At 71.2% G+C, this 13,413-nt stretch carries 11 protein-coding genes; 3 read left to right on the top strand and 8 right to left on the bottom strand.

Going from position 1 to position 13,413, the window contains the following annotated elements:
• Positions 1-78 precede the first annotated feature (78 nt).
• From ABZ642_RS31285 to rsmI, 6 genes are all read right to left on the bottom strand, one after another.
• On the bottom strand, positions 79-1,008 hold the full coding sequence (locus ABZ642_RS31285; protein ID WP_360489912.1) for a 4-(cytidine 5'-diphospho)-2-C-methyl-D-erythritol kinase: 930 nt from the start codon (positions 1,006-1,008) through the stop codon (positions 79-81).
• The gene (gene rsmA / locus ABZ642_RS31280; protein ID WP_360489910.1) at positions 1,005-1,934 is read right to left on the bottom strand and encodes a 16S rRNA (adenine(1518)-N(6)/adenine(1519)-N(6))-dimethyltransferase RsmA; all 930 of its coding nucleotides are present in this window, start codon (positions 1,932-1,934) and stop codon (positions 1,005-1,007) included. The genes ABZ642_RS31285 and rsmA overlap by 4 nt, the downstream gene beginning before the upstream one ends.
• Positions 1,935-1,972: 38 nt before the next feature.
• Positions 1,973-3,475: a ubiquitin-like domain-containing protein gene (locus ABZ642_RS31275; RefSeq protein ID WP_360489908.1), complete on the bottom strand. Its 1,503-nt coding sequence runs from the start codon at positions 3,473-3,475 to the stop codon at positions 1,973-1,975.
• A 157-nt stretch (positions 3,476-3,632) separates the two neighbouring features.
• Entirely contained in the window at positions 3,633-4,535 is a 903-nt protein-coding gene (locus ABZ642_RS31270) for a TatD family hydrolase (RefSeq protein WP_360489906.1), read from the bottom strand.
• Between the two features lie 47 nt (positions 4,536-4,582).
• Positions 4,583-5,020, bottom strand: coding sequence for a hypothetical protein (locus tag ABZ642_RS31265; protein WP_360489904.1), 438 nt, complete (start codon positions 5,018-5,020; stop codon positions 4,583-4,585).
• 454 nt (positions 5,021-5,474) lie between these two features.
• Positions 5,475-6,323 carry a 16S rRNA (cytidine(1402)-2'-O)-methyltransferase gene (gene rsmI / locus ABZ642_RS31260; protein ID WP_360489902.1) on the bottom strand — a complete coding sequence of 283 codons (849 nt, stop codon included), beginning with the start codon at positions 6,321-6,323 and terminating at the stop codon, positions 5,475-5,477.
• A gap of 126 nt (positions 6,324-6,449) precedes the next feature.
• Between rsmI and ABZ642_RS31255 the strand changes: the two genes are divergently transcribed.
• Complete coding sequence (locus ABZ642_RS31255) at positions 6,450-8,240, top strand: phospholipid carrier-dependent glycosyltransferase (protein ID WP_360489900.1); 1,791 nt, start codon at positions 6,450-6,452, stop codon at positions 8,238-8,240.
• A gap of 224 nt (positions 8,241-8,464) precedes the next feature.
• On the opposite strand, the gene ABZ642_RS31250 is transcribed toward ABZ642_RS31255, so the two are convergent.
• Positions 8,465-9,133 (bottom strand): hypothetical protein, encoded by a 669-nt coding sequence (locus tag ABZ642_RS31250; RefSeq protein ID WP_360489898.1) that lies wholly within the window; start codon positions 9,131-9,133, stop codon positions 8,465-8,467.
• Positions 9,134-9,664: 531 nt separating this feature from the next.
• Here ABZ642_RS31250 and ABZ642_RS31245 point away from each other — a divergent pair.
• Both ABZ642_RS31245 and ABZ642_RS31240 read left to right on the top strand, forming a co-directional pair.
• On the top strand, positions 9,665-11,281 hold the full coding sequence (locus tag ABZ642_RS31245; protein WP_360489896.1) for a penicillin-binding transpeptidase domain-containing protein: 1,617 nt from the start codon (positions 9,665-9,667) through the stop codon (positions 11,279-11,281).
• A gap of 103 nt (positions 11,282-11,384) precedes the next feature.
• Entirely contained in the window at positions 11,385-13,052 is a 1,668-nt protein-coding gene (locus ABZ642_RS31240) for a penicillin-binding transpeptidase domain-containing protein (RefSeq protein WP_360489894.1), read from the top strand.
• A 6-nt stretch (positions 13,053-13,058) separates the two neighbouring features.
• Here the strand turns inward: ABZ642_RS31240 and ABZ642_RS31235 are convergent, their stop codons facing one another.
• Positions 13,059-13,406 carry an SsgA family sporulation/cell division regulator gene (locus ABZ642_RS31235; RefSeq protein WP_360489892.1) on the bottom strand — a complete coding sequence of 116 codons (348 nt, stop codon included), beginning with the start codon at positions 13,404-13,406 and terminating at the stop codon, positions 13,059-13,061.
• Positions 13,407-13,413 lie beyond the last annotated feature (7 nt).

Below are 13,413 nucleotides of genomic sequence, written 5' to 3'. Positions count from 1 at the left end.
CCGCCGCGAGCTGTTTTCCGCCCGCCCGAGCGCGTACCTCGTCGAGGAGCTCGTACGCGCCCGGCTCGTACTCCGGCGTCACACGCCGGTGCGCGCGCCGATGTCGTGCGCCGTGGTGATCACCCGCGCGCCCGGCGCGGGCGCTGTCGCCGTGCGCACCGCGCGGCAGGTGCCGGAGGCGAGGAGCGCCTCGGACACCTTCTGCGCCGACGCGGTGTCGCGGACCAGGAACGCCGTCGTGGGCCCGGAGCCGGAGACCAGCGCGGTGAGGGCACCGGCCGTGCGCCCCGCGTCGAGCGTCTGCGCGAGCTCCGGGAAGAGGGAGAGCGCGGCGGGCTGGAGGTCGTTGGAGACGGCGGCGGCGAGCGCGTCCGGGTCGCCCTTGGCGAGCGCGTCGAGGAGATCGCGGGAGGCGACGGGCTCGGGAATGTCGAGGCCCTCGGCGAGCCGGTCGAACTCACGGAAGACGGCCGGGGTGGACAGCCCGCGATCGGCCATCGCGAACACCCAGTGGAAGGTGCCGCCGACCTCCAGGGCGGTGAGCCGTTCGCCGCGCCCGGTGCCGAGGGCGGCGCCGCCGACGAGGCTGAAGGGCACGTCACTGCCGAGATCGGCGCAGATGGCGAGGAGTTCGGCGCGCGAGGCGCCCGCGCGCCAGAGCTCGTTGCAGGCGAGCAGCGCGCCCGCCCCGTCCGCGCTCCCCCCGGCCATGCCACCGGCGACCGGGATGTCCTTGGCGATGTGGAGGTGCACGGCCGGGTCGATGCCCCGGCGCTCGGCGAGCGCGAGCGCGGCGCGCGCGGCGAGGTTGGTGCGGTCCAGCGGCACCTGGTCGGCGTCCGTGCCCTCGCAGGTGACGCTCAGCTCGTCGGCCGGCGTGACCGTGACCTCGTCGTAGAGGCCGACGGCGAGGAAGACGTTGGCCAGGTCGTGGAAGCCGTCGGGGCGGGCGGCGCCCACCGCGAGCTGGACATTGACCTTGGCGGGAACGCGTACCGTGACGCTCACTTGCCGGACTCCTCTGTCGGGGCCGCGGACCGCGGCGCGGCGGCCGTCTGATGCTGTGTCCCCTGCGGGGACGCGGCCTCGGCGATCCGCGCGAACTCCTCCACCGTCAGCGACTCCCCGCGCGCCTGCGGCGAGACCCCGGCGGCGACGAGGGCCGCCTCGGCGGCCGCCGCGGATCCGGCCCAGCCGGCGAGCGCCGCCCGCAGGGTCTTGCGCCGCTGTGCGAACGCCGCGTCGACGACCGCGAAGACCTCACGCCTGGACGCCGTCGTCTTCAGCGGCTCCGCGCGCCGGACCAGGGAGACGAGCCCGCTGTCCACGTTCGGGGCGGGCCAGAAGACGTTGCGGCCGATGGATCCGGCGCGCTTCACCTCGGCGTACCAGTTGGCCTTGACGGACGGCACGCCGTACACCTTCGAGCCGGGTGCGGCGGCGAGCCGGTCGGCGACCTCGGCCTGCACCATCACCAGCGTCCGCTCGATGCTCGGGAAGATGTCGAGCATGTGGAGGAGGACGGGGACGGCGACGTTGTAGGGGAGGTTCGCGACGAGCGCGGTGGGCGGGGGCCCAGGCAGTTCGGTGACGTGCATCGCGTCGGAGTGGACCAGCGCGAACCGGTCCGCGCGCGCCGGCATGCGCGCCGTGATCGTCGCGGGGAGGGCGCCCGCCAGGACGTCGTCGATCTCCACGGCGGTCACTCGGTCGGCGGCCTCCAGCAGCGCGAGGGTGAGGGACCCGAGTCCCGGGCCGACCTCGACGACGACGTCGTCCGGACGGACCTCCGCGGTGCGGACGATGCGGCGGACCGTGTTGGCGTCGATCACGAAGTTCTGGCCGCGCTGCTTGGTGGGGCGTACACCGAGCGCGGCCGCGAGTTCACGGATGTCGGCCGGACCGAGGAGGGCGTCGGGGAGGGGGCTGCTCACGGGACTAGGGTACGGGCCGCCGGGATCCCGCCCGCCGGTCACCCGTGCAGCCGTGCCCCGCAGTGCGGCCAGGGCGTGGAGCCGCGTTTCGTGTAGAGCTTCTTCGCACGGAACGTCTGCTCCTCGGCCGACGCGTCCTGCGGGCGCCCGCTGCCGCCGAGGCTGTGCCAGGTGTGAGTGTCGAACTGGTACAGCCCGCCGTACGTCCCGGAGGGGTCCACCGCGGCGGGGCGGCCGCCGGACTCACAGGCGGCGAGACCGTGCCAGTTCAGGCCGTCGGCGCCCTTCACGGAGTCCGGGTGCGGCTTGGTGCCGACCTTCACGAGCTGCGCGCGGGGCTCGCGGACCATCACGGACCGCTCGCGGCGCGGCTTCTGCCGGACCCCGTTGACGGTCCGCAGGTAGTAGGTGACCCGGCGCAGCCCGGGCCGCCCGGTCCGCTCGATCACCTCGGTGCCGTTGAACTCCGTGGGGTCCGGCGTCCGGCGCACCTCGAACGGGATGGCCTCCTCGTGCACTTCCTTGCCCTCCGTGACGCGCAGCACGGTCACCGTCTGCCCGTCGCGCGGGAAGCCGGCCTGCGGTACGGAGGTGGTGTCCTGGCCGTGGAGGGTGACCCCGGCCTCCTCGACGGCCTCGCGGACGGTCGCGGCGTTGGTGCGGATGGTGCGGGTTCTGCCGTCCGCGAGGATCGTGACTGTGCGCTCGGTGCGTACGTCGAGCGCGAGCCCGGCGCGGCCGATGTTCTGGGAGCGCGAGGCCGACAGGTACGCGCCCTCGGCCCGCACCCCCATCTGGGTGAGCGCCCCGTCGACGGTGCGCGCCGTCGTCCACACCTCGCGGCGCTGACCGTCCAGCGTGAGCCGCACGGGGCGCCCGTAGCGCACCGCGACCTCGTCCCCGCTGGCCAGCTCCGCGCCGCGGGCGGGCGCCACCACGTCGTGCGCCCCCACTCGTACGCCTTCGTCGGCGAGCAGTTCGGTCACGTCGTCCGCGAACGTGTGCAGGACGCGCGGCCGGCCGTCGACTGTCAACTCGATCGCCTTGTCCTTGGCGAGGAACGCGGTGGTGCCGCCGGCGAGGAAGGCGACGACCAGCGCCTGCGGCAGCAGGCGGCGCACGGCGGAATCCGGGCGCTGGATGTACCGCGCCTTCCGCCGGCGCGCGGCACGTCGGCCCGCCCCGGCGCGCACTCCCGGCTCGGGCGCCCCGCTCTGCGGCACGCGCCCGCCCTGACGCGGAAGCGCCGGCTCACCGGGCTCACCCGGCTCGCTCGCATACGCCTGCGCCTGCCCTGCCGCGGCGGCCCGCGCTCCCACCTCGGCCGAGATCTCGTACGCCGGCCGGTACGTGTCACCCCCGTAGGCGGCCACGCCGTATCCCTGCGTCACGGCGTCGTGCACGCCGGGCACCACGGGCGCGTCGTACACGCCGTGCTCTGCGTACGCGCCTTGCGCCCCGTGCGCGCCGCCCCCGCCGTGCGCCCCGGGCGCACCGTAGGGGTCGTACGCCTCAAAGGTCTCGTACTGCGATGTGCTCACGCCGACACGCTCCAGAAGGCCAGAGGGGTCCGGATCGGGCCCCCAGAACCTAGCGGAGCGTTGGTCACTCTCCAAAGCGGCACGACTACGCACGGTCGCGACCGGGCCCAAGCTGTGCCCGCGTGAGCGTTATACGTCAGTTATGATCGATGCACCCTCAGTAGTCGAAGGCGCGGGCCGTGTTCGCGCCCAGGGCCGTCGCCAGCGCGTCCTCGTCGATGCCCCGTACGGCGGCCATCGCACGCACCGTGACCGGAATGAGATACGGGGCGTTGGGCCGTCCGCGGTACGGCGCCGGGGTCAGGAAGGGCGCGTCGGTCTCCACCAGGACCAGTTCCAGCGGAGCGACGGCGAGCGCGTCCCGGAGGTTCTGGGCGTTCTTGAAGGTGACATTGCCGGCGAAGGACATGAAGTAGCCCTCGCGGGCGCACACCTCGGCCATCGCGGCGTCCCCGGAGTAGCAGTGGAACACCGTCCGCTCGGGGGCGCCCTCCTCCTTGAGGACGCGCAGCACGTCCGCGTGGGCGTCGCGGTCGTGGATGACGAGGGCCTTGCCGTGCCGCTTGGCGATCTCGATGTGGGCGCGGAAGGAGCGCTCCTGGGCGGCCTTGCCGTCGGGCCCGGTGCGGAAGTGGTCGAGGCCGGTCTCGCCGACCCCCTTCACCTGGGGCAGCGCGGCCAGCCGGTCGATCTCGGCGAGCGCCTCGTCCAGGGCCGCGTCCCCGCCGGCCGTGCGGGCGCCCTGCCGGGACCAGCCGTCGGGGTCGCCGTGGACGATGCGCGGGGCCTCGTTCGGGTGCAGGGCGACCGTCGCGTGGACGTTCGTGTGCGCGGCCGCCGTCTCGGCCGCCCACCGGGAGCCCTTGAGGTCGCAGCCGACCTGGACCACCGTCGCCACGCCCACCGAGGCGGCCTTCGCGAGACCTTCCTCGACCGTGCCGGACTGCATGTCGAGGTGGGTGTGGGAGTCGGCGACCGGTACCCGGAGGGGTTCCGGGAGCGGCGGTGCCGCGTTCTTGTCGGCCGCGGCTGTGGCGTTCGCGGAGGCGTTCGAAGGCATGCCCCGATCCTACGAAAGGGGCACGCCCCGCCGGACCCGCGCCCGGCTCAGCTCGCCTTGCGCTGGAATGGATGCAGGAGATCGGACAGGTGCCAGTGGTGGGACGCCTTGACCTGCGCGGGGGCCTCCGTCGCCGCCGCGGGTCCGGTCTCGGTCTCCTCGGCCACCTCGGCCAGGCCGCCCTGCACCGGTCGCCGGGACGACTGCTGGGCCGCACTGTGCACCGACGAGACCTGGCCCGCGCGCATGATCCGCAGGACGTGTCCATCGCAGTTCTGGCACGAGGGCCGGCTCAGCGGGGACGGGACGACCTGGCCGTTCGCCACATACATGACGAACTCGTGGTTCTCCGCGTCCGTGTGGTGCTCTATCTCGTACGACTGCTCCCAGCCGTGCCCGCATCGCATGCAGGCGAAGGAATACGACTCGTGAACGACGGCTGTGGCCGCACCGCGGAGGCCGGTCTGCCCTGCGATCTCACTCATGCCAGCTCCTCTTGTCCGCTGGACAAGCACCTCCGACCGCTGGGATTCCCCCCGGAATCCCATGAAGGTGAGGGACGGGTACGTCCCTGCTGACCAGTGGACGCCTTCACCGGCGCGAATGCGACGGGCCTGTCGAGTGTTGGATGCGATTTGGAGTCTGCTTGCCAAATCGGCCTTGTCGCGTAGGGCTGGGCTTTGCGTTTCCCGCCCTTGCTTTACCGTCCCGTGGGGCGCGCGCTCAGAGGAGAAGCGCCCCGCTCAGAGGACGCATCACCGCAGGTCAGAGGCGCATGCGCGGAGGAAGAGCGACGCGCTCGAGGATCAAGGGGCGCCCCCTCGCCGACTCCGGGTCCCGGGGCGCCCCGTCAGGGGCGCGGGGAACTGCCCGACCAGCCCCCGGCGACCCGCGCTCCCCTACACAGGAGCAACCACGACTACGGCGCCGAAAACGCCCTCACCCGTCGGCGCGCTTCGCCGCCACCACGGCGTCGAACACGATCCGCTTCGGGATCCCCGCCTCGACCGCCACCGCCGCGATCGCCTCCTTGCGGCGCTCGCCGGCCTCCTCGCGCACCCGCACCCGCCGGACGAGTTCCGCCGCGTCGAGTTCCTCGGGCCCGCGCTCGGGAGCGCCCTCGACGACGACGGTGATCTCGCCGCGCACCCCGTCGGCGGCCCACACCGCGAGCTCGGCCAGCGGACCGCGCCGTACCTCCTCGTACGTCTTGGTCAGCTCGCGGCAGACGGCGGCCCGCCGCTCGGCGCCGAAGACCTCGGCCATGGCGGCGAGGGTGTCGTCGAGGCGGTGCGGTGCCTCGAAGTAGACGAGGGTGCGGCGCTCCTCGGCGACCTCCTGGAGCCGGGAGCGGCGTTCGCCCGCCTTGCGCGGCAGGAAGCCCTCGAAGCAGAACCGGTCGACGGGCAGCCCGGACAGCGCGAGCGCGGTGAGCACGGCGGACGGCCCCGGGACCGCGGTGACGCGGATCTCCTTCTCCACAGCAGCCGCGACCAGCCGGTAGCCGGGGTCGGAGACGGAGGGCATCCCGGCGTCGGTGACGAGCAGCACGCGCGCGCCGCCGACAAGCTCCTCGACCAGCTCGGGCGTGCGGGCGGCCTCGTTGCCCTCGAAGTACGACACCACGCGTCCCTTGGGTGTCACGCCCAGCGCCTGCGTGAGCCACCGCAGCCGCCGGGTGTCCTCGGCCGCGATCACGTCGGCGCCGGTCAGTTCGGCCGCGAGCCGGGGCGGCGCGTCCGCGACGTCGCCGATGGGGGTGCCTGCGAGGACAAGGGTTCCAGTCACGCCTCCATCCTCGCAGCCGCCACCGACAGCACCGTCCCCGGCAACCTCGGCCGCCGATCGCAAAGGAACCCACCTCTAAGCCCCATTGCACGGGACTCACACAGAACGGTTCCCTACGATGGCGCGGTGACCAGTACCGCGTCCTCCACGGACACCCGGCAGGGCCAGGCAGCGCTCGACGAGCGGTCGACGTGGCAGCAGCGGCTGCGCCGATTCGGCTACACGGCGAGCCCGGCGCCCACGGCGCACACCACCGGCGGCAGAAGCGCCGCGGGCGCCGGCGCGAGCGCCGATGTCGTCGACCGCCTGGTCCCGCCGTACGCCGAGCCCAGCTCCCGGCTGTGGCTCGGCCTGGGCGTGCCCCCGGTGCTCGCCGAGCGGATCACGCGGTGGTCGGCCTGGGGCGGCCCGCTCCTGGTGACGCTGATGGCGGGCCTGCTGCGGTTCTGGAACCTGGGCAGCCCGAAGGCGGTGATATTCGACGAGACGTACTACGCGAAGGACGCGTGGGCGCTCGTCCACCGCGGTTTCGAGGTCAACTGGGACAAGAACGCCAACGATCTGATCCTGCAGGCGAACGGCCATGTCACGGTCCCGGCGGACGCGGCGTACGTCGTGCACCCGCCGGTCGGCAAGTACGTCATCGGGCTCGGGGAGCTGATCTTCGGCTTCGACCCGTTCGGCTGGCGCTTCATGACGGCGCTGCTGGGCACGCTGAGCGTGCTGCTGCTGTGCCGGATCGGGCGCCGGATGTTCCGTTCCACCTTCCTGGGCTGCCTGGCGGGCGGCCTGATGGCGGTGGACGGGCTGCACTTCGTGATGAGCCGCACCTCGCTGCTCGACGGCGTGCTGATGTTCTTCGTACTGGCGGCGTTCGGCTGCCTGGTCATCGACCGGGACAGGTCACGGCAGAGACTCGCGGCCGCGCTGCCGCCCGACGCGGACGGCCGGATCCGCCCCGACGCGCGCGTGGCCGACGCTTTCCGCTTCGGCTGGCGTCCCTGGCGCTGGGCGGCGGGTGTGCTGCTGGGCCTCGCGATCGGCACCAAGTGGAACGGCCTCTACATCATGGTCGCGTTCGGCCTGATGGCGGTGTTGTGGGACGTCGGCGCCCGCAAGGTGGCCGGTGCCCGGCACCCGTACAAGGCGGTCCTGAAGTACGACACGGGGATCACGTTCCTGGCGACGGTCCCGGTGGCTATCGCCGTCTACCTGACGTCCTGGATCGGCTGGATCCTGTCCCCGACCGACGGCAGCGGCGGCTACTTCCGCAACTGGGCGGCCACCGACGGCAAGGGCGGCGACTGGACGTTCCTGCCGGACTGGCTGCGCAGCCTGTGGCACTACGAGCACGAGGTGTACCTCTTCCACGTCGGCCTGTCGTCGCCGCACACCTACATGTCCAACCCGTGGTCCTGGCTGGTGCTGGGCCGCCCGGTGTCGTACTTCTACGAGTCGCCCTCCCCCGGCGCGGACGGCTGCCCGTCGGACGCCGGACAGAAGTGCGCGCGCGAGGTGCTGGCGATCGGCACGCCGCTGCTGTGGTGGGCGGCCTGCTTCGCGATCCTGTACATCCTGTGGCGGTGGGCGTTCCGCCGTGACTGGCGGGCCGGTGCCATCGCCTGTGGCATCGCGGCCGGTTACCTGCCCTGGTTCATGTACCAGGAGCGCACGATCTTCCTCTTCTACGCCGTCGTCTTCGTGCCGTTCCTGTGCCTGGCGGTGGCGATGATGATCGGCGCGATCATCGGCCCGCCGGGCTCCAGCGACACCCGCCGGCTGGTCGGCGCGTCCGGCGCCGGCGTACTCGTCCTGCTGATCGTCTGGAACTTCATCTATTTCTGGCCGCTGTACACGGGCACGGCGATCCCCATCGACTCCTGGCGCTCCCGGATGTGGCTGGACACGTGGGTCTAGCTGGGCAGAAACGTCACGAGGGCGCGGCACTCTGCCGCGCCCTCGTGGTCGTTGTTGGTCGTTGGCAGTTGTCCTGGGCCACCCTCGGACGGCCCGAGGACGGCCCAAGGACGGCCCGGCTCTGAACGCGAGCTGATTTGCAGCGGGCCAGCTCCACGCAGTCTGTGGATGAGCTGTATCTGTAAGTGATCCGAGTGGCGGCGGGAGTGACCCGCCGCCACTGATCACTGGGAGTCGTACGCCTTGACGCTCACGGCCGGACCGCCGGAATACCTGGCCACGGCAGTGGCGGCGGCACCGGTGACCTTGACGACCGCGCTGCCGCCACCCGGGACGAGGACCAGCCCTCCGATGGGAGTGACGGACACCGCCTGCTGCGTCTGGCCCTCCGCCGGCTGGTCGTAGACGAGGTAGGCCACACGTGTCGTCACCGGATAAGGGTTGATATTCGTCACGCGCACAGTGGTGAAGCGTCTGAACCTGCTCACCGTGCGTCCAGCGCTGTCCAGCTCCTGAACGGTCACAGGGTGCGCGCTGGCCCGGCTCTTGGCGGCGACGAGACGCTTGACGGTGACGCGAACGTCATAGACCTGGTGTTCACCGGCCCCCGAGAAACGCAGGATGTCGAGACCCGACCCGTACGGAACCACCAGACGGCCGCTGTCGCTGCCGTAGACGGTTCGGACATGCACCCTCGGCAGGGGGGCACCGTTCTGGTCGAGCGCGGTGAACGCCAGTACGGGGACGACCGACTCCTTGTTCGTGTTCCTTATGGCCAATGTCTGGCTGATGAAGTTGTCGCCCCCCTCGCGCTGATATGCGAACGACAGCGCGCTCTTGGCCGGCCTGGACGACCAGTGGGTCAAACCCGTCATGATCGCGGACAGCGACACCACAACCACCCAGCCCGCGATCAGAGTCTGTCTTCGTTCCACGTTCGCCTCTCCCCAGCATGCGACTGAGCCCCCACCCCTGGAAGCGCCGTCGGATCCTAGCCCGACCAACTGCGCAATGATCAAGCCGATTAGATGAGCGGTGAACGTGCCCCGCCTTCACCGGCATGCGACGCAGGGCACGCCCTCTCACCCGGCCCCCGCCGACAGTCACGGCCCACACACGGCCCAGAGTGGAGATCGTGCGCCCAGTCGGCGTGAAGTGCCTGTTCAGGTGCCTTGCCGACCGCGACGCGGTACCTTCATCTATTTCTGGCCGCTGCACACGGGCACGGCGATTCCCATCGACTCCTGGCGTTCACGTATGTGGCTCGATACCTGGGTATGAGCCACATCCCTGATTTCCGTTCAGACAACAATTAGTCAACATCTGACACAGGGCCCTCACGTCCGCCTAGAGTGCGCACCACAGCCAGCTTTTGAACGCGTTCACAAAATGCGGCAAAAGCTCACGGGGAGGGGATTCGCACCATGCGCAAGGGGGTCAAGGCGGCCATAGTCGGCAGCGTCTGCACCGTGATGGTGGGCGGAGCCGCATACGGCGCCTACAACGTGCTGTCGGCGGTGCGGGGCGACGGCGGCGGCACACCGGCCGCACGGACCGGACCGCCCACCGCGGACGAGATCAGGGACACCACGGGCAAGTTCTTCGCGGCCTGGGAGAAGGGCCAGTCGGTGACCGCGGCGTCGTACACGAACGACTCCGCCGACGCCGAACCGGTGCTCACCTCCTTCAGCGCCACCGCGCACATCAAGGACGTGCGCATCACGCCCGGCAAGGTGACCGGAGCCACCGTCCCATTCAGCGTGAAGGGGACGGTGTCCTACGACGGGAAGTCGAAGCCGCTCACCTACCGGAGCACGCTGCGGGTCGTGCGCGGCGAGACCACGCACCGCGCGCTCGTCGACTGGCAGCCGTCCGTGGTCCATCCGCAGCTCAGACGCGGCGACACGCTGGCCACCGGCGAGGCGGCGAGCCCGCCGATCGAGGCCGTCGACCGCAACGGCACGGTCCTCAGCAAGGACAAGTACCCGTCCCTGGGCCCGATCCTGGACGAGCTGCGCAGCCGCTACGGCGACAAGGCGGGCGGCACCCCGGGCGTGGAACTGGTGATCCAGCACGCGTCCCAGGAGTCCGCCGACACCACGCTGCTGACCCTCGCGGCGGGCAGGGCGGGCAGGCTGCGCACGACGCTCGACGCGCGCGTGCAGGCCGCCGCCGAGACCGCGGTGACGAAGTACGCCGAGTCGTCGGTGGTGGCCGTCAAGCCCAGCACCGGCGAGGTGCTCGCGGTCGCCAACCACCGTGAGGACGGCTTCAACGCGGCCTTCCTCGGCGAGCTGGCGCCCGGCTCCACCATGAAGATCATCAGCGCGGCCACCCTTATCGACACCGGGATCACCACGATGAACGGCCCGGCGCCCTGCCCGCCGACCGCGACCTGGCAGAGCCAGACCTTCAGCAACCTCAAGGGACTTCAGCCGGACCTGAAGGCCACCCTCTCGGACAGCTTCGCGCGGTCCTGCAACACGGCGTTCGTGAAGTACGCGGACTCCGTCCAGGTCGACTCGCTCACCAAGGAGGCCGAGGACCGCTTCGGGCTCGGGCGCAACGACTGGAAGGTCGGCATTCCGAGCTTCGACGGCCGTGTCCCCGCCTCCGGCGGCCCGGACACCGCGGCCAACCTCATCGGCCAGGGCCAGGTGCAGATGAGCCCGCTGAACATGGCATCGGTGACGGCGACCGCGATGACGGGAACCTTCCGGCAGCCGGTGCTCGTTTCTCAGAAGCTGGACGGCCGTGAAGTGGCCACCGCGAAGGGCCTGTCGGCGAACACGGTCGGCCAGCTGCGCTCCATGATGAACCGCACCGCCACCAGCGGCACCGCGGCCGGTGTGATGAGCGGGCTGCACGGCAGCATCGGCGCCAAGACGGGTTCGGCGGAGGTCGACGGGCAGTCCAAGTCGAACAGCTGGTTCGCCGGCTACCGCGACGACGTCGCGGCCGCAGCCATGACCCAGGACGGCGGTCACGGCATCGACGCGGCCGGTCCGATTGTCGCGAGTGTGCTACGGATCGGTGGCTGAAGTCACTCCCACAGGGCGGGACTCTAGGCTGTTGCAGTCGTTGGGGAGCGTGAGGGCTACGGGGCGGCGGGGGCCCTGGGGAAGTGCGCGGAGGAACTGAACTGTGGGCAAGAGAAGGCGCGTCGTCGAACGGCGGAAGAAGAGACCCGCCGTCATCGGTGGGATGATCGCCGTCGTGGTCGGCGGCGCCGGCTTGGGCCTCTACGCGCTGTACGGCGGCGGAGCGGCCGACGCGGCGTCGAAGGCGTCGGCCGCCAAGCCCGTCAAGACCGGGCCGTTGTCGGCGACCGAGGTGCAGACGACGGCGCGGACCTTCCTGACGTCCTGGCAGCAGGGCAAGGTCCCGCAGGCCGCCGCCGTCACGGACGACGCCGAGGCCTGCGTCAGGCTGCTCACCGGCTACGCCAAGGACGCCCACGTCAAGGACGTCACGCTCACCGAGGGCACGCGCACCGGAGCCAAGGTCCCGTTCTCGGTGAAGGCGACGGTGTCGTACAAGGGCGTCAGCAAGCCGCTGTCGTACGACTCCTCGTTCAGCGTCGTGCGGCGCGCCGGTGACGGCAAGCCGGTGGTCGACTGGCACGCCGCGGTCGTCCACCCGGACCTCGCGGACGGCGACACCCTCACCACCGGCGCGTCCGGTACTCCGCCCATCAAGGCCCTGGACCGCGACGGCGGGGAGATCACCACCGCCAAGTACCCGTCGCTGGGCACGGTCCTGGACGGGCTGCGGGAGAAGTTCGGCAAGAAGGCCGGCGGCAAGGCGGGCGTCGAACTGCGCGTGGTGCGCGGCAAGGCGTCCGAGAAGGCGAAGCTGTCCGACAAGACCCTCCTGGAGCTCAGCAAGGGCACGCCGGGCACGGTGAGGACGACGCTCAGCCCGACCCTCCAGGCGGCCGCCGAGAAGCAGGTCACCACGCAGAAGAACGCCTCGGTCGTCGTGATGCGTCCGTCGACCGGCGAGATCTACGCCGTGGCCAACTCCAGCCACGGCTTCAACGTGGCCTTCCAGGGCTCGCTGGCCCCCGGCTCCACGATGAAGATCGTCACCTCGACGATGCTGTTCGAGAAGGGGCTCATCACCCCGGACGCCTCCCACCCCTGCCCGAAGACCTACAAGCTGGCCGGGTGGACGTTCCACAACGACGACGACTCCGAGATCAAGAAGGGCACGTTCAAGCTGGCCTTCGGGGCGTCCTGCAACAACGCCTTCATCAACTTCGCGCCCAAGCTGTCCAACAGCGACCTGACGACCGAGGCGCAGCAGGTCTACGGCCTCGGTATGAACAACTGGGCCATCGGCGTCCCGACCTTCGACGGCTCGGTCCCGGTGCAGAGCGGCGCGCAGATGGGCGCCTCGCTGATCGGGCAGGGCGGGGTGCGGATGAACCCGCTGAACATGGCGTCGGTGGCGTCCACCGTCGAGACCGGCGTCTTCCACCAGCCGTACCTGGTCTCCCCCTCGGTCGACAACCGGACCGTCGCCAAGGCCTCGCGCACGATGTCCGCGAAGACGCAGTCCGAGCTGAAGGAGGTCATGCAGTACACGGCGGCGTACGGCACGGCCGCCAAGGCGATGGCCGGTCTCGGCCCGGACTACGGCGCCAAGACGGGCTCGGCGGAGGTCGACGGGCAGAAGAAGCCGAACGGCTGGTTCACGGCGTACAAGGGCGATCTGGTGGGCGCGGGCGTGGTCCAGGCCGGCGGCCACGGCGGCGACACGGCCGGGCCGATCGTGGCGGCGCTGCTGAAGCTGGGGTCGTCGCTGTAGGCGGCGCTAGCCGGCCACAGGGGTGCTCATGTAGGTGCGCCTGAGGAAGCGCAGCAGCGCCTTCGACTCGAACTGCACCACCGCCGTGCCGTGGTCGGAGTGGAACTCCACCACGGCCTGCACCCGCCCCAGCGGCCACACCCGTACGTCACCGCACTCCGCCGGCGCCCTGAGTCCCTGCTCCAGCAGCGCGCGCGAGAACGTCCATTCGTCCGTCCCGGGCAGGCCCACCCGCACCGATCGCGGATCGGCATCGGGGTCATAGCGCAGGACGACGGGCACCGCACCCGGGTCCTCCCGCGCGTCCTCGTCCGTGACGATGTGGGCTCGCGCATACTGCTCGACTACAGACATCGGACTG

Source organism: Streptomyces sp. NPDC007157 (assembly GCF_040634235.1).
Classification (GTDB): domain Bacteria; phylum Actinomycetota; class Actinomycetes; order Streptomycetales; family Streptomycetaceae; genus Streptomyces.
The sequence above is the reverse complement of the archived record's forward strand: the minus strand, read 5'-3'. Positions and strand labels throughout refer to the sequence as shown.